17 protein-coding genes are annotated in these 19205 nt (G+C 40.0%); 15 read left to right on the plus strand and 2 right to left on the minus strand.

The window, feature by feature from the left end:
• The first annotated feature begins 37 nt into the window (after window positions 1-37).
• Genes EHS11_RS00295 through EHS11_RS00305 form a run of 3 tightly spaced genes read left to right on the plus strand, consistent with a single transcriptional unit; the run spans window position 38 to window position 5168 of the window.
• On the plus strand, window positions 38-1339 hold the full coding sequence (locus tag EHS11_RS00295) for an O-antigen ligase family protein (RefSeq protein WP_135762442.1): 1302 nt from the start codon (window positions 38-40) through the stop codon (window positions 1337-1339).
• A complete protein-coding gene (locus tag EHS11_RS00300; protein WP_135762421.1) occupies window positions 1336-3309 on the plus strand; it encodes a glycoside hydrolase family 5 protein in 1974 nt (657 codons plus the stop codon). The genes EHS11_RS00295 and EHS11_RS00300 overlap by 4 nt, the downstream gene beginning before the upstream one ends.
• On the plus strand, window positions 3306-5168 hold the full coding sequence (locus EHS11_RS00305; RefSeq protein WP_135762422.1) for an adenylate/guanylate cyclase domain-containing protein: 1863 nt from the start codon (window positions 3306-3308) through the stop codon (window positions 5166-5168). Before EHS11_RS00300 ends, EHS11_RS00305 begins: the two co-directional genes overlap by 4 nt.
• Window positions 5169-5354: 186 nt before the next feature.
• Here EHS11_RS00305 and EHS11_RS00310 read toward each other — a convergent pair whose 3' ends face one another.
• Window positions 5355-6674, minus strand: a complete 1320-nt coding sequence (locus tag EHS11_RS00310; protein ID WP_167884296.1) for a hypothetical protein — start codon at window positions 6672-6674, stop codon at window positions 5355-5357.
• 236 nt (window positions 6675-6910) lie between these two features.
• Between EHS11_RS00310 and EHS11_RS00315 the strand changes: the two genes are divergently transcribed.
• The 5 genes from EHS11_RS00315 (at window position 6911) to EHS11_RS00335 (ending at window position 12761) form a co-directional block, all read left to right on the plus strand.
• Window positions 6911-7315, plus strand: coding sequence for a DoxX family protein (locus EHS11_RS00315; RefSeq protein WP_135762424.1), 405 nt, complete (start codon window positions 6911-6913; stop codon window positions 7313-7315).
• Window positions 7316-7993: 678 nt separating this feature from the next.
• Window positions 7994-9637, plus strand: coding sequence for a bifunctional 3-(3-hydroxy-phenyl)propionate/3-hydroxycinnamic acid hydroxylase (locus EHS11_RS00320; protein ID WP_167884297.1), 1644 nt, complete (start codon window positions 7994-7996; stop codon window positions 9635-9637).
• Complete coding sequence (locus tag EHS11_RS00325; protein ID WP_135762426.1) at window positions 9634-11280, plus strand: FAD-dependent monooxygenase; 1647 nt, start codon at window positions 9634-9636, stop codon at window positions 11278-11280. The genes EHS11_RS00320 and EHS11_RS00325 overlap by 4 nt, the downstream gene beginning before the upstream one ends.
• Window positions 11277-11663 carry a hypothetical protein gene (locus EHS11_RS00330; protein ID WP_135762427.1) on the plus strand — a complete coding sequence of 129 codons (387 nt, stop codon included), beginning with the start codon at window positions 11277-11279 and terminating at the stop codon, window positions 11661-11663. The genes EHS11_RS00325 and EHS11_RS00330 overlap by 4 nt, the downstream gene beginning before the upstream one ends.
• A 27-nt stretch (window positions 11664-11690) precedes the next feature.
• Window positions 11691-12761: an amidohydrolase family protein gene (locus EHS11_RS00335; RefSeq protein ID WP_135762428.1), complete on the plus strand. Its 1071-nt coding sequence runs from the start codon at window positions 11691-11693 to the stop codon at window positions 12759-12761.
• A 2-nt stretch (window positions 12762-12763) separates the two neighbouring features.
• On the opposite strand, the gene EHS11_RS00340 is transcribed toward EHS11_RS00335, so the two are convergent.
• The gene (locus tag EHS11_RS00340; protein WP_135762429.1) at window positions 12764-13411 is read right to left on the minus strand and encodes a TetR/AcrR family transcriptional regulator; all 648 of its coding nucleotides are present in this window, start codon (window positions 13409-13411) and stop codon (window positions 12764-12766) included.
• Window positions 13412-13551: 140 nt separating this feature from the next.
• Between EHS11_RS00340 and EHS11_RS00345 the strand changes: the two genes are divergently transcribed.
• From EHS11_RS00345 to EHS11_RS20275, 7 genes are all read left to right on the plus strand, one after another.
• Window positions 13552-13986 (plus strand): DUF2721 domain-containing protein, encoded by a 435-nt coding sequence (locus EHS11_RS00345; protein ID WP_135762430.1) that lies wholly within the window; start codon window positions 13552-13554, stop codon window positions 13984-13986.
• 135 nt (window positions 13987-14121) lie between these two features.
• Window positions 14122-15222 carry a VOC family protein gene (locus EHS11_RS00350; RefSeq protein ID WP_135762431.1) on the plus strand — a complete coding sequence of 367 codons (1101 nt, stop codon included), beginning with the start codon at window positions 14122-14124 and terminating at the stop codon, window positions 15220-15222.
• A gap of 26 nt (window positions 15223-15248) precedes the next feature.
• Window positions 15249-16199 carry a fumarylacetoacetate hydrolase family protein gene (locus EHS11_RS00355; RefSeq protein ID WP_135762432.1) on the plus strand — a complete coding sequence of 317 codons (951 nt, stop codon included), beginning with the start codon at window positions 15249-15251 and terminating at the stop codon, window positions 16197-16199.
• A 101-nt stretch (window positions 16200-16300) separates the two neighbouring features.
• Window positions 16301-16939 carry a Crp/Fnr family transcriptional regulator gene (locus EHS11_RS00360; RefSeq protein WP_135762433.1) on the plus strand — a complete coding sequence of 213 codons (639 nt, stop codon included), beginning with the start codon at window positions 16301-16303 and terminating at the stop codon, window positions 16937-16939.
• Window positions 16940-17006: 67 nt separating this feature from the next.
• Window positions 17007-17969 (plus strand): MBL fold metallo-hydrolase, encoded by a 963-nt coding sequence (locus EHS11_RS00365; protein WP_135762434.1) that lies wholly within the window; start codon window positions 17007-17009, stop codon window positions 17967-17969.
• Entirely contained in the window at window positions 17956-18675 is a 720-nt protein-coding gene (locus tag EHS11_RS00370) for an IS256 family transposase (protein WP_167884298.1), read from the plus strand. The genes EHS11_RS00365 and EHS11_RS00370 overlap by 14 nt, the downstream gene beginning before the upstream one ends.
• Window positions 18668-18970, plus strand: coding sequence for a transposase (locus tag EHS11_RS20275; RefSeq protein WP_167884299.1), 303 nt, complete (start codon window positions 18668-18670; stop codon window positions 18968-18970). Before EHS11_RS00370 ends, EHS11_RS20275 begins: the two co-directional genes overlap by 8 nt.
• Window positions 18971-19205: the final 235 nt, after the last annotated feature.

Below are 19205 nucleotides of genomic sequence, written 5' to 3' on the forward strand. Positions count from 1 at the left end.
TTACAAAATGACGAAAGTATATACTTTCGATACAGCAATGTTATACCGAATCTATCTTCTCTTTCTATCTCTGTCTATCATTTCCTGCGCTATTTCCGTTTCTTTGAGCCAGCTTTTTTTAGTCATTTCCTTCTGCTTATTTTTGTTCTTGCCCGAAAAGCCGAATTTCAAATCTCCACTTGTATTAATCATTGTTTGTTTTTACTCCTGGCAATTTGTTACATTAATATTTCATTTTTTTGAAAGCGGATCGGATCTTTCCGTTATCTCCCGAGCATTCAAAGCGGAGATGAAAGATATCTTTTTGGCTTCGGCTTTTTTCTGCATTCAGGGAATCAAAAAAGAAGACCAACCGAAGTTAGAGAAAGTCTTACGTATTTTTTCCTACATAATTCTTATTACAGGTGCCTTATCCGTTTTTTCAGAAACGAGACTATCCAGGTTGATCTCCGATTTGTACAAAACATCTTCATCCTGGCCTTACCAACACCATTACGGAAGTTTGGCAGGGATCGATGTCTATCTTCCCATCGGACTCATGAATACCCACCTAACATTCGGAGGATTGATTTCATTTGTTTTTCCATACTATTTCTTTCAAGTCTATGAAGTCTGGAAAAACAAAGAAAAATTATATCTGAGATTATTACATGCTTTCTGTTTTTTGACACTCTTATGCGTTTTTCTGTTTAATAACGCAAGATCCGCAATGTTAGGCTCTTCCATAAGCATAATACTGGGTTTGTATATTTTAATTTTCAAAAAGAACGAAATCTCGAAAAAAACGATCGGCATTGCATTCGGAACCGGGCTCGTCCTTGTTTTATTTCTCGGCACGGCATATTTGCAATCGGGAGCCGTGCGAAAAATCATCAAACCTTTGTTTGGTTCAGAGAAACATACTGATTCAGGCAGAACCTTTATCTGGGACTCCAGTTTTCCTCTAATAAAAAACAATCCTATATTCGGAATCGGGTCAGGCTCCTACCCCGAACAAATTGAGATATCCAGAAAGGAAAAATCCTTCGAGCACAGGGAACTTTCCTTTTTTTACGAAGTAACCCAAAGAGGACATGCACATAACGATTACTTTCACCTAAGTTCTGTTTTTGGATTGCCTCAGGTGCTTTTGTATATTTTATTGAGTTGTTTCATCGTTTACGGTTTCGCGGACAATCGTTTTTCCAAACAAACAATGTATTGGACTATCGGCTTAACGGGCTTCTTTTTTTCAGGGCTTCTGCAATGTTATTTTCAAGATGACGAAGTTCTGATAGTATTTTTTTATTTTCTTGGATATTATCATATGCTAATAAATAAGGAAGATTTGATCGTATGAAAAGATTACATCCGTCAGGTGAATGGTTTGAAGATGAATCCGGAAGAAAAGTAATCCTGCGAGGAGTAAACCTCGGCGGAGATACAAAGTCCCCTTATCCAAACGGCGGCACACATATTGCCACCGATTTTTCGGATCATAGGGACGTCAGCTTCGTAGGAAGACCTTTTCCTCTTGCAGATGCAAAAGAACATTTCACTAGACTCCAAAAATGGGGTTTCAATTGTTTCAGGCTGCTGACCACTTGGGAAGCAATCGAACACAAAGGTCCGGACGATTATGACACCGAATATCTTGACTATCTAACTGAAATTACACGACTTGCAGGCGACTACGGATTTTATGTTTTTGTCGATTTCCACCAAGACGTATGGAGTCGAATGACCGGAGGAGACGGTGCTCCCGGTTGGCTTTTTGAAAAGATCGGAATCGATTATACAAAATTATCGGATGCCGATGCAAGTATCGTCATGCAATTAAAATACGATTATACGAAGCCCGGAACAAGGCAGGAAGACAACTATCCCACGATGTGTTGGTCGCAAAACTATAAATATGCGGGAAATGCGATTCTATGGACTTTGTTTTTCGGAGGAAGGGACTTTGCTCCGAATTTTTTTATAGATGGGAAAAACGTTCAGGACTATATGCAGGATCATTATCTGGGCTGTATGTTGGCAGTTGCGGAAAGGATCAAAGATTTTCCTCATGTTCTCGGATTTGATTCGTTAAACGAACCTGGCAAAGGTTTTATCGGAAAGGCGATGAACGATCGGGGCATATCGAATCACGAAGACGATCCTGCGAAACCCGGACTGGCCTGGTCTGCAATAGATGCGCTTTACTCCGCCCAAGGTTTCACTATCGAGCTTCCTTATTTGGGACTCAGTATTATAAAAGGAGGATTTGTTCCGAAAAAAAAGCAAGTTGTCAATGAAAAACAAACGTCTATTTGGTTTTATCATGTACCGGGTGATCCGTTCCAATTGGAAGGCGCATGGACTTTGACAAAAGACGGCACTCCCTTCATTGAAAAAAACGATTATTTTCAAGTAGTAAACGACAAACCGGTAGAGTTTGACCGGGATTATATGATTCCTTTCATTCGAAAAGTGGGAGAAGCAGTACATTCCGTTCGCAAGGATTGGATGATATTTGCGGAAAGGGAAGCGACTGACGGAGTATTCAAACCGAATTTCGACGGAGAACTTCCGCAAAACAGTGTTAATGCGACTCATTGGTATGATTATACTGTTTTGATTTTCAAACAATTCTTATATCCGATCGCACTCGACCCGATCCGAAAAATTCCGGTATTCGGAGAAAACGGAATCCGCAAATCCTACGTTAATCAGTTAGCACGCGTTAAATCAGGAAGTTTAAATGTTCCTGGAAAAGTGCCGACTCTGATCGGAGAATTCGGAATTCCATTCGATTTAAAAGCAGGAAAAGCCTATAAAGAATGGAAAAAAGGAAATCATAGTCCCAAAATCTGGAAAAATCATGTAAGAGCACTCAATTGTATGTACAATGCGATGGATGATTTATTTCTTTCCAACACTCTTTGGAATTATACAGCGTCTAATAAAAACGATCTAATGATCGGAGACGGATGGAATCAGGAAGATTTGAGTATTTATTCCGAAGATCAGAAACTTCCCGATGCAGAAGTAGATTTATATGGCGGAGGAGGACGGGCCTTGGAAGGATTTGTAAGACCATTTGCCCGATTCATCCAAGGAATTCCCAAAAAAATGAATTATCAACTATCCTCGAAGAAATTCATTCTTGAATGGATTGCGGATAAAAAGATTCAGGGACCTACTGAAATCGTTCTACCAAGATTCGTTTACCCTAACGGAATCAAGGTGGAATATGGAAATTGCAAACCGATTGCAGATATTACGGATACACTTTTAATTCAAGCGGAGGAGGACGGACAAACGTTCGTTTCCATTCAAGCATTATGATAGACTTAAACTACATACTTACAAAATTTCCTTGGGAAGAAAAATACACCAAACAGGGAAAACCTTTGGATTTTTTTTGGGAGATAGAACTTAAAGTCACCAGAGAAGAAATCTGGCCTTATATCATAGATACTTCCTCATTCAACCAAAGAATGGGAATGTCCAAAATGAATTATATAGAGAAAGACGGCAAACTATTCGGATCCGCCAAACAGGCCGGATTTAAAATGGAGTGGGAAGAAGTTCCTTGGGAATGGGAATACCTGAAAGAGATGAATAATGCCCGTATCTTCTCAAAAGGTTTCGGACATTATGTTCGCACGAAATATATTTTGGAGCCTTACGGAGAATCCAGATCAAAATTGTATGTTTATTTCGGTTGGATTCCTCGTAACTTTCTAATGAAGAAATTATTAATTTATGCAATGCCCAAACTGGAAGAGGATTATTTTACTACTTTTGCTGAAATCCAAAAGGAAATCCAAAGAAATACAACCTCACTTCAAATAGGTGGGAATGTCGCGAGCCTGAAAGGTTTTGTGGCCGATCCCGAATGGAATAATGAAGAAAAACTTGATTTGGTGAAGCCGGACCTGATTAAAAGCGGAGTGAAAGAAGACGTAATCGATTCCGTTTTTCATTGGATCAGAAACACAGGCGACAATGATCTGGATCGAATCCGAATCAAATATCTTACCAAACTTCTCAAACACGATTTTGACGATCTATTATTGTTATTTTTATACGGAAGCAGATTGGGGATTTTTACGTTAAGTTGGGACATCGTATGTCCCCATTGTAGAGGAGTAAGAACCTCCTTACAAAAGCTGGGTGATATGCCGGCAAAGGACGAATGTGAAGTTTGTGATGTGGAATTCGAAACCACCGGAAAGAACTCGATTGAAGTAACATTTCACATTCACCCGTCTGTTCGTAAAATCGAAAAACAAATCTATTGCGCGGCGGAGCCGAACCGAAAAAGACATGTGCTTCTTTCCAAGTCGATTCCTCCGGGAAAAGCATTCTCGACGGAACTCTTGATTCAACCGGGAGTATTTCGTTTGAGAAAACAAGGAGAGTCCCGTTACCATCTTGTGGATGTGGATGATAAATTCGAATCTAAAGATATTATCTGGCTGGATAAAGAAGTCGCACAGGAAATGTATGTTCATACAAAACCGACTCTTGTGTTTCAAAATGAAGAAACAAAACCGATCACTATCATTTTAGAAGAAAGAAAAGAAGATCAAACCAGTCTCCGCCCCTCGGAATTGTTTAATTTTCCGGAATTCAGAGATTTGTTTTCGGAAGAAGCAATTGCCACCAATCTGCAGTTAGATATTGGTCTTCAAACAATTTTATTTACCGATATCGTCGGCTCTACCAAATTTTATGAAACGGAAGGCGACCATGGTGCTTTTTTGCAAGTCCGGGAACATTTTGTCAAAACTTATCAGATCATGAAAAGAGAAAAGGGAGTTGTGGTGAAAACCATAGGAGACGCGGTAATGGCATCATTCCCTGCTCCGGTTTATGCAATTCGTGCTTCAAAAGAATTGCAAGAATGGTTTCACTCGGAAAATAAACATACCCCTGTGCGAATTCGAATTTCCATGCACTATGGCAGTTGTTTGGCGGTGAATCTGAACAGTAATATCGATTATTTCGGAAACACGATCAATTACGCGGCAAAGATGCAATCTCATACGGAATCTGGAGAAATTTCTCTCAGTGAATCCGTTTTTCGGGATCAGGAAGTGAGAAAGTATTTTTTAGACAATGGAATCAAACTGAAGAAGCTCGATTTTCCTTTGTCCTGGGCGAATAGGACCGATTCCATTTATATTTGGAAACCTTAAACCGAGAGAACAACAGGCAAAAAGGCGAACTTTTTTGTAAAAAATTTCCCTCAAGAAAGGAATGACTTGCTTTCCCATTGAATTCGTGTTAAAGGGAAAGCATTGGGTGGCTTTGTGGTTCACCCCACCCAATCAGGGCGGGGAGATCCGTTCTAAAACAGAAAACCCGGACACTATTTCTTACTTCTAAATCTTACCTGCACCTTGCAAACAGGATTGGACTCGGTTTTCCTTTCTTTCCGGAGCAAGCAATTTCACATAACTCTCTGCTAGGTTGTAATTTTGGGAAGTTACATTACAATTTACCGTTTCAAAAATCATAACACCGTCCCCCTGGTTTGATTTGAAATTCAATTTAGATGATTTTAAAATTTCCTGAAACACACGGAGGCAATTCTTTTCCGAAAAGTTTTGTCTGCAAATAATACTAAAATTATCAGGAGCATCAAAATAAAGCCAAGTTTTATCCCCTCCTTCTCTTGCATTCACGGAAGAAAATCCGGGCAAAGAAAGGGTGAGCGATTTTTTATAAGTATCCGATAAATTGCATACCAAATTGACCGAATATTCCTTTGACTCACCGTCATCATTTGCATCCAAGTTCGCCGAACAATAAGCAGACTTTTTTTTCCCAAACTCCAAACTGTCTTTAAAATATCCGTTAACCGTATTGAACTGGGAAGTCGTAGAGTCGGTCCTTCCAACGGAACGATTACTTTTATTGGAAACGCCGGGATACTCGAAAGCCCAACCGTTCAGAGTGTTCACATAAGTTTCGTAAATTACAGATTTACGTGTATTAGGTGAAATATAACGAAATGATATTTTTTTGCCAAGGATCAAATCGGAAATAGTTTCGGAATTTTCGAAGACGGCATTCGCCTTCCAATCCACTTGAATGGTTTTGCTGATTCCGTAAACAATCGCAGGAGAAGGGGCCCAATTTCCATTAGGAAGTTTGACTTCAATCGGACCCGGATCAATCGAGATATCGTTTACCGTACAACTGAGAACCCCAGAATCGTATTCCGAATTTCTACTCATATAAATACCGAAACCGCAAGGACCGATCGGATTCTTATCTACGATCGCATTGACCCGATCCGTAAACGCATTTTTGATTTTATCATCCGCTACATTTGCAGAGATTTCCAGTTTATAGAAAGAACCGATTTGTTCTTCTTTTAGAATTTTATAATTTGAAATGTAACCGCTGGACTCGGCAATCACCTTCTGAGAAACAAGCTCACCCTCCTCCGAACTGGAAGAAGAACTGATATAAGTTCCCAAAGCCCTTTGCACACAATCTTTAAAAGCCGAATGGAGGGCCTCCGTTTTTGCCTTATCTATTTTTTTGGCAAAAACAATCGATTCTCCTTTCGCATAACAACTATCAGAATTTGTGTTTTCCCTTGATGCCGAAGTTTCGTTTGCAGTGCTAGCGCAAGACTGGAAAATTACGAGATTAAAAAAAATGACTAAGGCTGGGATCAAATTTGTCTTCATATATTAAGAAGGAAGTCTAGCGGAAAGTAGTAAAAAAGAAATCAAATTTATTAAGACATGCAGGGTATTTGAACCTATCTTCCGAATTTCTCCTACAAAGACAGAAACCTTCGATATTTCCGCCCGATTTTACAATCCGTTGAATTCATACAGCTTTGCTAATAATGATTGAAACCGATTCTTTAAATTGAAAAAATGACTGATTAAATTCAAATTTAGAATCGGAGCAAATCAATATGGAATCTCAGAGTGTTTCAAAAGTTCAATTATGGTCGGGTCGGGTACTAAGCGGTCTTGCTATTGCCTTCTTACTTCTTGACGGCATAGGGAAGTTTTTTCTGGAGAGTATGCCCAAGGAAGCGCTGGAAGACGCAGCGAAACTGGACTATCCGATAGAAATCATGCCATACATAGGCATCACCTTACTTATCTGCACCGTCTTATATGCTTTACCCAAAACTACGGTGCTTGGAGCGATTTTACTAACTGGTTACCTTGGTGGTGCAGTTGCTTCCCACGTTAGAATACTAAACCCTTGGGGAAGCCATATACTCTTTCCTGTTTACGTTGGCATTTTCATTTGGCTGGGTTTATATCTAAGAACACCAGAACTGCGTGCATTCATTCCTTGGAGAAAATAAAGACCAACAAACAGAGATAAGATTAATTTTACATATACTATGTATTAAAAAACGAAAGAAAATACGATTCTTCTTCTTTCGTTATTTTTCATCCCTGCAGGATTCTTATATTTGAGAGTTCAATCAAATTTTACTCGGGTTAGATATCTAACTTTTTCCATCCGGATTCTTTCCTTTATATTGAAACAAACCTAACGGGCAAAACACGAACTTATTCGAATCATTTTGCAAAACCCACCGCTTCACTTTACAATCTAAAGGCGATATGGTAAAAGGAACGCATTGGGTGGCTTTGTGGTTAACCACACTTTCTTCTCGCGCCAATGGAAACGAAAGAAGTATTCGAAGAATCATCAGCAAAGCTGATCTCGGACGGAGAATCGTAAATCATCCGCAAAATAATTTTAGTCAAATATCCCAACTCTTTCGACTTTTATAGATTTTTCACCAAAAAGAAGACTCAGTTCTCCAACATATTGGATTAGAGCGAAAACTGCCAAATTATCCGGTTGAAAAAATTTCACAAAAGGAAGTAAAAGTTTTCGGAATAATATTGACATTAATTTCATTTTTGACAATTCTCTCATTTAATAAAATATTCTCATATCTAAATCACAAAGTCCGTAAAGGCTTTCTCAAATATTTTTGGATTAGGAATTTGTTATCCGAGGGGATCAGTTGAAAGAGGAATCAGAGACCAAATATGACGTAATTATCGTAGGCCTAGGACCGACAGGTGCAGTGCTTGCGAATATTTTAGGAAAGTATGGCCATTCAGTGGGAATCTTCGAAAGGGAAGAAGATCTGTATTATGCCCCTCGCGCAGTTCATTTTGATGATGAGATCATGCGCATCTTTCAAGCAATCGGACTTTGGAAAGAAATTCATTCTACAAGTGAAGCATTCAAAAATATGGAATTTCATTTGAAACCGAAAGGGAAACCGATATTCACTCAAAAGATCGGAAACCAAGACAACAAATATGGACATGAAGGAGCTTTTTGGTTCCACCAACCCACTTTGGAATTGCAGCTTAGAAACGGATTGAAACGTTTTTCCTCCGTTGTTTCCCATCTGGGTTATGAAGTGAAAGAAATATCACCAAATATTGATTATGTTAAAGTTTCCTGCAAAAATAAAAAAGGAAATCAAATCACTGCCAGCGGCAAATACCTTATCGGCTGTGACGGCGGAAAAAGTGCAATCAGAAAGTACATGCAAATCGGTCTTCATACTGCAGATTTTGACGAATCATGGGTGGTAATAGATACAAAAACACGTTCAGGACAGAAAGAAAGTTCACTACCGAAAGTGCATATTCAAGTATGTAACCCAAAACAACCAGTCACCTATGTTCCATTAGCTGGTCCGTATTATGAATGGCAATTTATGACAGTAGGAGACAGATCGGAAAAACAGGCAACCGACCCTTCTTTTGTAAGAGAGCAGTTGAGAGAGTTCGTAGATTTGAACCTGATTGAGATTAACAGAATCGCCTATTATAAGTTTCACGGACTCTGGGCAAAACAATGGAAAAACGGAAGAGTGTTACTTGCAGGAGATTCCGCACATCAGATGCCTCCTTTTTTGGGACAAGGAATGTGTTCCGGAGTAAGAGACGCTCATAACTTGGGCTGGAAACTGCACCTGGTACTTACCGGCAAAGCCGATGATCAATTTTTAGATAGTTACGAACAGGAAAGATCCCCGCATGTGCAATCAGTAATCAAAGGTGCAATGCTTTTAGGCAGACTGATTCAGACCAAAAACAAGTTCGTTGCCTTCTTTAGAAACAATTTTCTTTTTCGATTGGGTAGGCTCGTCCCATTCTATGGAAATATTATTTACAAACTTGCAAATCGTAAACGCCCGTTACAAGAAGGAATTTTCGGCAAGAATCGGAAAAGACTTGCTGGTCATTTAATCATTCAACCTAAGGTTTCAGTTAAAAACGGGGATCCGGTTCTTTTCGATTCATTGATCGGTGACCATTTTGTAATTCTTACGAGGGATGACCAATTGAAACATTACAGATCCTCTATAACCGAACTATCATGCCTTATTCCACTGAAAGAGATTTCATTTAACAGTGTTTCCTATGCGGAAGCCATTCAGGATACAGAAGGAAAATTCAAAAAACTATTTGATCAACATAACTTAGATTTTGTGATTATTCGTCCTGACAGATATGTTTTTGACGGAGGAAAGAAAGAAGAATTCCCTTTTGTTTCAAACCATCTGATACGGCAAATTTCAGTTCGATCCGCCATAACTTCCAAGATGGAAATAAAACAAGAAGAAACAGCAGGGAGATCCTTATGATTCAAACCCCCGTTCTAGTAGTAGGAGGCGGTCCCGTTGGACTTGCACTTTCTTTAACATTAAGCAAATACGGAATCAATTCATATTTAATTAACAACCGTTCAACTACGACCAATCATCCTCGCTTGGATGTAGTGAATTGCCGATCCATGGAAATATTTAGACGGATTGGTCTATCGGATAAAATCAGGAACGCGGGAAATCCTATTTCTTCCAATCAATATTGTTCGTTCGCCGCTTCGGCTAACGGTCCGTACTACAGCGTCATGTCAGATCGAAATTTCATCTACCAGCCAGTAAAGGAAGCTAATAGAAAGCTTATGACCGTTAAAGATGGTAGCCTACCTTTGGAATCCATGCAAAGAATTCCTCAGATGCATTTGGAACCGGTTTTACTGGAAGAAGCGGAAAAAGATCCGAATATTGAAGTGAGATTCGGTTGGGAACTTTTCGGTTTCGAGCAAGATGAAACAGGCGTTACAGCGCTTATTCAAAACGTAGAGACGGGAGAAAATACAAACATACGTTCCGAATATCTGATCGGTTGCGACGGGGCACTCAGCAAAGTCCGTAATTTTCTAAATATAGACTATGAAGGAACCAGAGATCTCTTGGGAGAATTATTCATTATACATCTGAAATCCGATGAAATTTCCTCCTTGTACCCAAACAAAGAATCTTATTGGCACACTTGGATTTCCAACCCCGAATTCACCGGTCTTCTGGTCTCACCGGACGCAAGCAAAAACGATTTTATTTTGCACAGACCGTTTGCACCGAAAAAAGGGGAGTCCGTCGAATCCGTCATCGACAAAGCCATCGGTAAAAAACTGAAATACGAAGTGATTCAATCGGGTCCATGGCGCCCTCAATTCATAGTCGCAGAATCCTTTGGCCACAAACGGGTGTTTATTGTCGGAGACGCCACCCATCAGTATATGCCCACGGGAGGACTTGGCATGAACACAGGCCTATGTGAAGCCTACGACCTCTCATGGAAGCTAGCGGCAGTTTTACGAGGTTGGGGAGGCATGAATCTATTGGATTCGTATGAATCGGAAAGACGTCCTATTGCACTTAGAAACAGAGAACATGTCAAAAAATGCGCTGCTTCCGTTTTCGAGGCTCAGTTCGCACGAAACGAAAAGATGTTGGACGACTCCAAAGAAGGAGAATCGATTCGAATCCGAATGAAACATGAATTTGAAACCAAGGTATCAAGGCTTTACGAATCCCTTGGAATCGAAATCGGCTATCGTTATCAAAACTCACCCATTATCGAAAAAGAAGAAGGACAAGAACCTCCTTACGAAGAAATCAAATATATTCCTACGACCTGGCCCGGTTCAAGATTACCAAGTGTGTTTAGAAAGGATGGAACCGCTTTGTTCGACGAGCTGGGCACGGGCGAATTCACCTTACTTGTATTATCCGAATCTACGGAAGATACGGAATCTATTTCCCAAGCAGCACAAAAATTGAATGTCCCTTTGAAAATAATAAAGATAGAAGAGACGGAGATAGGAAAGGTATACGAGAAAAAATTCATACTAGTTCGACCGGACGAACACGTAGCTTGGAGAGGAGATCGTCTGCCTTCGGATAGTTTTGCTCTTTTAAACAAAGTCAGAGGAGAAAAATGATCACTTTCAAAAATATAATCTTAGCACCTAAGTTTTCCATACTCCTTTTAACAATGTATTATTTTTTAAAACGATCTCATTCCAAACGAATGAAAGAATTATTATCGGAAACGGATTTCGTATTGCAAATTCGAACGGAAAAAGGAAACAGAGGCGGTTATTTCAGTTTAAAAGACCGGAATCTTTCTTTTGATTTCGGAATCCATCCTTCTCCTGATTTTTCTCAGATTTGGAAAACATCACAGGATGCTTATATTACTTTGAGCAAAAGAAATGAAACGGAAATACTCCGAGCTTATGAAGCGGGAAAGTACAGAATGAACGGAAGTTTTCTCATCGGACTTTGGTTTGCGGAAGTCACAAAAATTTCCATCCCACGCTAAAACAACCGACCCAAGGAAATATAAAATATGAATCATCTCATCAGAGCCATTGACGTTCACCATCACTTTATCCCTTCCTTTTACACGGAAGCTTTGAAAAAACAGGGCATTCATTTTATCGCAAGCGCCCCTATTCCTTCCTGGAACCCCCGTCGCTCCTTGGACACGATGGACTTGCATGGAATTCGGACGGCAATCACATCCATTTCTTCTCCGGGAGTTTATTTTGGAAATGCGGATGCAGCTTGCGAGTTGGCAAGAAGGTGCAATGAATATGCAAGGGAAATTGCAGAACACCATCCGGATAGATTCGGATCGTTTGCCGTTCTGCCTATGCCTCTTCCCGACAAAGCAACGACTGAAGCAATCTACGCATTGGATGTGTTGAAAGCGGATGGAGTGATGTTACTTGCAAGCACCAGAGGAAAATTTTTAGGTGATTCCGATTTTAACGAACTTATGAATGAATTGGACAAAAGAAAAGCAAAAGTATTCGTTCATCCTGACATTCATCCCACAAGCGAGCAAATAGGATTGAACATTCCCGGATTTATTTTAGAATTTCTTTGCGACACAACACGTGCTGCCGTAAATCTGATTTATTCGGGAACGATGGAAAAATATCCGAATATCAAATGGATTCTTTCCCATGCAGGCGGCTTTCTTCCTTACGTAGCATGGAGAGTATCGTTGGGAAATTTACTTCCTGAAATTGCGGAAAAAACTCCCTGGGGAATTCTGACTTATCTAAAAAGATTTTACTTTGATACGGCACTTTCCCCTTCTCCTTATGCAATGGCAGCCTTACTTGAATTAGTTGATATAGATCATATTCTGTTCGGAAGTGATTTCCCTTTTGCACCCGAGCTGCTCTTGACAAATCAGACGGAAGAACTTCAATCGCTAAAACAAATCGACGAACCGTCTTTGCAGAATATAAAACGAGATCATTCTCTCAAACTGTTTCCGCAACTTTCCCTTCCAGGTGAAACGGCGGGTAAGGCACCTGAATTTCAAAAAGCAGATTGGAAAACCAGAGCAAAACATCAAATCATCAAACAATTCGTGGGACTTGCATCAAAAGCAAGAAACCGTTAACGTTATTTAGTTGGCGTTTCGTACCATGCTTTTTTATAACTTTTAGTTATGATATTTTTTGCAGTAATCGTCGGAATACCGAAAGCTTTCAATACCAACACCATAGTGTCTTGGTCGTGATTTTTTTTGACACCTCTGCCTTCAATGATACTTCGAATTCCGTAGTGCAAGGCACCGACATATATATTCAAAGCGCTCTCTTCCGAATCAATAGAAAACTTTCCTATCTTGATCCCCTTTTGAATGTCTTTTAAAGGATAACTCCTCAGAATCTCGCTCATTCTTGGCGCAACAGCGGCAACCCGAATCAATGCCCATCCCCAATTCGAATCTTTCCTTGCTTGTTTGAAAAATAATAACCCGGCAAGCCCCATTCTTTCCGCAGGATCATCCATGTCGGACATCCGTTCTTCCACGTCGCCAGACATTGCTTCGGCGATAGATAGTGCCGAGGCCTCTAACAGTTCTTCTTTGGTTCGAAAGTAATTATAAAAAGTTCCGTTGGCAACCTCTGCCTCCGCACTCACCTCTGCGATAGATGTACCTGCCGCATCTTTTCTGCCGAATAACCGCAACGCAGCGCTCATGATTTGTGCTCTTGTTCTCTCTTTTTTGGGAAGCATCTTTTTTTTGGGTTTAAAATTTGCCATGTTTTCTATCTGATTCTTCCGGCCGAGCAAGCACAACTACAATTTTGAGAGTATTCTCATCTTACATACAAATCTCAATAAATTTGAATCCAATCCTGTTTGTTGATTGCAAAATTTTGAAGCCGGAAAAGAAAGAATCAATGGAACCTCTCTCCTTTAATACACCCGGTTTGTTATTTCCTGCCATATCATTACTTATGTTAGCCTATACAAATCGGTTTTTAGGTTTAACATCAGTATCAAGATCCCTACTTGAAAAGTATAAAGAATCGAAAGAAGAAGTGTTAATTCGTCAGATTATGAATCTCAGGTTTCGGATTTCACTCATTCGTTATACTCAAAGCCTTGGCATATTGAGTTTGATTTTTTGCCTAACCTCTCTCGGTTTTATCAATGCGTATAATCTTTTCGCTTGGATCTTGTTTGCCTTGGCACTGCTTTTGATGATCATTTCTTTGTTGTTTTCTTTTTTTGAAATCCATCTTTCGATCAGGGCACTCGACATGGAAATTAACGCTGCAATGGATAAGGACACTTTTTCTAAAAAAACAGACAGATCCGAAAGCAACAACTAAACTTATCTTTTTTCCTAAAAACCAGAAATAAATAATATTGACATATAATTCAATTTTGACAATTATCTCAATTATGAAATCCAAGCAAGAGGGATTGGCTCACATTCTAAATCATTCGAAAGACGGTCACATTCAATGAGAAAACATATTTCTCCCTGTCCGAAAAAATCGGATCATCCCTCTTGCAAAGTATACGATATAGCCTATATCCGACTAGGCAGGAAAAACCTAAAAAACACATTGCAGTATTATTTGGACTTCGGACTAATCCTATGCGAAGAGACCGAAAGCCGGATTTTATTCAGAAGTCATGGTTCTTCTTTTCCATGTTGGTCCGTCGAAAAGTCTGATCGGGACAAAGTTCTTGGACTAGGATTATTTGTTTCTTCACAAAAGGATTTCATAGAGATTTCCAAAATCAAAAATGCGGTTCCAAATCCTTCCGGTAGATTCGGTAATGCGCCTTCCGTCACGCTGAACGATCCGTCCGGACTTCCGGTAGATGTGGTTTATAAACATCAGGTTGATCTTGAACATCCCTTCGAAATAAAGAGAGAATGGAACAAACCTCACCTAACAAAAAGAATCAATATTCCCCAACCGGCGGAATTCGGTCCTGCAAAAGTAATCCGATTGGGACATGCTGTTTTTTTAAAACAGGAGTTCTTTGAAAATGCACAATGGTATTGCGATCATTTCGGTTTTATCCCATCCGATATTCAAATTCTTCCCCATTCAAAAGAGCCTGTCATTTCATTTCTAAGATGTGATCGCGGCGACCAACTAACAGATCATCATAGTATCGTTATCGCAACAGGAATCGACGACCGTTTGGAACATTGCGCATTCGAACTGGATGATATGGAAGAAATAGCCAAAGGAAGAGACTGGCTTCTCCGAAAGGGAGGAAAATCCGCCTGGGGAATCGGCAGGCATCTGCTTGGAAGTCAGATTTTCGATTATAAGAGAGATCCGAGCGGAATGCTCGTAGAACACTTCACAGACGGTGATAGATTCGATGATTCGGTTCCTACTGCTTATCATTTGATCGGAAGAGACAATCTTTACCAATGGGGCGAAGATATGCCTGAAGATTTTTTGGATACGAAACTCTCTTTTCGTAAGCTAAAAGAGTTATGGAAAGGAATTTTTTCCGGAAAGCAAATCAGATTGCAAAGTATTCTGGAATTAAAGAAGGTTATGGACAAATCTCCCAGACCATGGATTAAATACTGACTTAAGTTAAGATACGGGCAAACGAAATGGCAAAAAATTATATACGATTTTCAAATGGAAAAACTGTCGATTGGGGCAAAACGGAACATGGAAATATCTTTCCATTGAATGCGGGTGATTTGAATACCAAGGATTTTTTAGAATTTTTAAAGAATCAAAAAAAAGAAAAACCGGCGAAGTCCCTTCCATTCAAAGAAGTCTCCGTGCTTTCTCCCATCACAGCCCCCTGCCAAATCATTTGCCAAGGCGCCAACTACAGACAACATCTGATCGAATCCGGTTTAAACCCGGATCATAAAAGATACAATATGTTTTTTACAAAATCGGATGCATCTCTCTGTCCTCCGATAGGAGAAGTGATTCGTCCAAGTCATGTAAAATTATTGGACTACGAAATCGAACTCGGATTAGTTTTTGGAAAACCCGTTTCAAAACCATTGGACCCGAAAAAAACGAATGTTTCCGATTATATTGCCGCTTTCTTTATGGCAAACGATGTTTCCGCAAGAGACATCCAACTTCCTCAAATGCAATGGTACAAAGGAAAATCCTATCGAACCTTTTGTCCGACTGGTCCCGTACTTTCCGTACTGGAGCAGGGAGATTTTGAATTATTGGAATCTTTGGAGCTGACTCTACTTGTCAACGATACGGTTCGCCAACATGACAAGGCAGCTAACTTGGTTTATAAACCTTTGGAAACTTTATTGGAATTATCCACCTTTTGCGATATCTCAGTTGGAGATGTTCTGCTTACCGGAACTCCTTCTGGTTGCGCTCTTCGCGCCCCGGGCAAGTTCATACAAAAGATAGGAGCTTTGCTTTCCGAATCGAAAAAATGGGAATTGTTTATCAAAGGACAAAGCAAAAGAACGGAATACCTAAAACAGAATGATATGATTCGATCTTCCATTCGTACGGCCGACCGTAGAATTGATCTGGGCGAACAAATGTTAAAGGTAACGGAAGAAAAATGAAATGACCGCTTATTCGCTTGAACGGATCGGATCATGGAATAATCAATTTTTTTATTTCAAATAGCCGTTGCTTTTTATAAAGCCCAAACGGATAAGTAAGCGTGGATGTAATAAAACGTTTACCTAACGAAGTGGAAACCGCATTGTCCGTGAGCTCACTCCGAAATTTGCCGGTGAGTTTTTGTGAAACTTTATTCGGCAGAGGAGTGCTTGCAGAATACGGTGATAGTGCGCTTGTCAACAGACCGGGTGACCCTATACGGATTGCACTTATCCTTTCCGGAAAGCTACGACTTTATTATGAAAATGCCGATGGAAAAAGATTGACCATTTGCCGATTGGAGAAAGGAGATTTGGCGGGAGTGGTGAGCCTGGCTTCAGAATCAAACACTCTTTATGCGGAAGCGGAAGGAGTGACCCGGCTTTGGGTCATTCCCAAAGAAAGCTTGGAAGAAACATTGTATAAAGACGTCAATGCTGCTTCAGTAGTGATATCGGAATTGGGCAGACATTTGGAAAAGCTAGTGGGAGAATGGATTGCATTTGCATTCTCCACTGTAGAAGAAAGAATCCTTCGCTATTTGAACGGGCATAGAAAAAACAGAGAACCCGTTCGTATTTCACAACAACAGCTTGCAGATGAGATAGGTACCGCAAGAGAAGTAGTAACACGTGCTTTGCGGAAACTCAATCAGAACGGTGTAATTATTACGGATAAAAAAGGGATCCGACTATTGTGACTTTGGTCACATATATATCGTAACTTTGGTCCTTGTGTTATTATAAATTCCGGTTTATAAACGGATTATGAAACTAAAAAGATATCCACAAATCACATTCTTTCTTGCAATGAGTTTGATACAGTTCTGTATTGCAGTCGGAAATCCGAATCGGGAAACATTTCGTCCCCCTGAACAAAAGCGGATACGGGATTGGCAAACAGTGATTCAAAAAAATCAATCCATTACCGATCTTACAATTTTTCATACTGGTGCCGTCGAAGTCCCGTTATCCGGTATGATTAACCTTGATGACCCGAAACTCAAAGGAGAAAAGGACAAACGAATCTTTGTTGATGTGTATTCTTTCTGGTTTTGCCACAAAACACATGGTTGTTTCCTAATCGACAGCGGTCTTGACTCTTCCTTTCAGAAAGGAGGAAATCTGAAAGGACTGATTTCCGGTTATTATATCAGCAACACAAAACAAAACCCGGGTCAGGACATAACATCTCATTTGAATCGAAAAGGGAAACCTATTCAAGCTGTATTCTTTACTCACCTTCATGGAGATCATACCGCAGGTGTATCTGGGCTTCCGAAAGAAATTGAGTTTTATGCGGGCGCAAAAGAAGAATACATCAATTACTGGCCAATCTATTACGGAGGACATTTGGACACTGTAAAACATCTCAAAGAAATAGATTGCTCACAAGGAATGGAGATGCCGATCTTAGGTATCGTAATAGATGTGTTTGGTGATGGATCTTTGTTTGCAATACCTACTCCCGGACACTCGAATTCACATTTATCCTATTTGGTGGTTTCCGACGCGGGAACATATTTATTTACAGGAGATGCGTCCCACACCTACCGAGGGTTTCAGTTGGGAGTGGAATCAGGTTGGCAAGATAACAGGAAACAAGCCAAGGAAAGCCTGGAAAAGTTACGGAACTTTGCCGCCGCCAACCCACAAATCAAAGTAATTCCCGGCCATGAGTTGCCTCCGGGAGTCTCCGTCGGAGAGCAAAAGTTCAGTGCAAAACGCTAAAAAAAGAAATCATAAAGGCAAACTTTTTCTTAGATTTTTAGATTTACCGCTGATTCGTCCTGTCATCTTAATCTTCTGTGGTTTCTACAAAAGAGACCTTAAACTTACTCTTGGAGATCTGAATTTAAAGATTCCTAGAATCCGATCAGGAACCCAGTTTAGACCAGCGATCCTTCCCCCTCACTGGAAACGAATCGATAAAGATTACGAAGAGCTACTCATTGCTATGTTATCCAATGGTTACTCGTATGCACAAATTGAAAGATCTTGTAAAAAACCAGGACTTCCTTTCTCAAAAGAAACGTTAAACGATTCTCTCGATTTTATAGCAGAGAAAATGGACTACTACAAAAACAGACCTTTGGATAAGGAATGGATCGCTGTTTTTATTGATGCATGTCATTCTCAAATGAGAGATGAAAATAGGAAAAATCAAAAGACCGTTATCTTTGTTGCTTGTGGTATCAAGCGTGATGAAACCAAGGAAATATTGGGTTTTTGGACTCTAAAAGGTTCGGAAAACAAAGGATTTTGGACGGACGTTTTCCAAGATTTAATCCAAAGAGGCGCTACTAAAATTCTTTCGATCATCACCGACAACTTTAATGTGTTAGACGATGTGGTTAAGAAGCTTTTTCCTCTTGCTTACAGACAACTTTGTATGGTCCATCTTGCTCGTAAAATCGGAGAAACCCGAAATGGCTGAACATTTGTTAAACCAAAAAGATCATTACCTTACTTTTTTACTTTTCCCGGAGGACACTAGAAAACATTTTTATACAACTAATGCTGTCGAATCAATAAACTCCGGAATTGAAAGAATGAGAAACGATTTGGGCGGTTACTTTGCAAGTGTTAGGTCCCTTGAGGTAAATTTATTCATCCAATTTTGCAATTTACATGACCTCTGGTCGAGAAAACCAATTCCGGCGGTTAGAGCTAATATTTATGAACTCAATCAACTTTTTGATTTACGTTATGCGGGACTCGATCTAAATTAGAGATAGTTACACAATTTTTAGACAAAGGCCCGTGTCCTTCCCACTCCTGTGCGCGTAACATCCCTGTTACGACGCCACGAGCCACGGCCATCCATGGCCTCGCCACCGCGAGAATGCCACTTTCCCAAAGTTTAACTCACCAAATTCCATAATACATTATAAAAACAAAAAAGCCTCCGATCTTACGACCAAAGGCTTTTCCAACATGTTATACGACAAAGTATTTCTTGCTTGC

It is taken from the genome of Leptospira ilyithenensis (assembly GCF_004771005.1).
Lineage (GTDB): Bacteria > Spirochaetota > Leptospiria > Leptospirales > Leptospiraceae > Leptospira_A > Leptospira_A ilyithenensis.

Excerpts from the sequence above, each read along its gene's own strand:
- EHS11_RS00295 (WP_135762442.1), top strand. The coding sequence starts at position 38 with ATGTTATACCGAATCTATCTTCTCTTTCTATCTCTGTCTATCATTTCC.
- EHS11_RS00300 (WP_135762421.1), top strand. The coding sequence starts at position 1,336 with ATGAAAAGATTACATCCGTCAGGTGAATGGTTTGAAGATGAATCCGGA.
- EHS11_RS00305 (WP_135762422.1), top strand. The coding sequence starts at position 3,306 with ATGATAGACTTAAACTACATACTTACAAAATTTCCTTGGGAAGAAAAA.
- EHS11_RS00310 (WP_167884296.1), bottom strand. The coding sequence starts at position 6,674 with ATGAAGACAAATTTGATCCCAGCCTTAGTCATTTTTTTTAATCTCGTA.
- EHS11_RS00315 (WP_135762424.1), top strand. The coding sequence starts at position 6,911 with ATGGAATCTCAGAGTGTTTCAAAAGTTCAATTATGGTCGGGTCGGGTA.
- EHS11_RS00325 (WP_135762426.1), top strand. The coding sequence starts at position 9,634 with ATGATTCAAACCCCCGTTCTAGTAGTAGGAGGCGGTCCCGTTGGACTT.
- EHS11_RS00330 (WP_135762427.1), top strand. The coding sequence starts at position 11,277 with ATGATCACTTTCAAAAATATAATCTTAGCACCTAAGTTTTCCATACTC.
- EHS11_RS00335 (WP_135762428.1), top strand. The coding sequence starts at position 11,691 with ATGAATCATCTCATCAGAGCCATTGACGTTCACCATCACTTTATCCCT.
- EHS11_RS00340 (WP_135762429.1), bottom strand. The coding sequence starts at position 13,411 with ATGGCAAATTTTAAACCCAAAAAAAAGATGCTTCCCAAAAAAGAGAGA.
- EHS11_RS00345 (WP_135762430.1), top strand. The coding sequence starts at position 13,552 with ATGGAACCTCTCTCCTTTAATACACCCGGTTTGTTATTTCCTGCCATA.
- EHS11_RS00350 (WP_135762431.1), top strand. The coding sequence starts at position 14,122 with ATGAGAAAACATATTTCTCCCTGTCCGAAAAAATCGGATCATCCCTCT.
- EHS11_RS00355 (WP_135762432.1), top strand. The coding sequence starts at position 15,249 with ATGGCAAAAAATTATATACGATTTTCAAATGGAAAAACTGTCGATTGG.
- EHS11_RS00365 (WP_135762434.1), top strand. The coding sequence starts at position 17,007 with ATGAAACTAAAAAGATATCCACAAATCACATTCTTTCTTGCAATGAGT.
- EHS11_RS20275 (WP_167884299.1), top strand. The coding sequence starts at position 18,668 with ATGGCTGAACATTTGTTAAACCAAAAAGATCATTACCTTACTTTTTTA.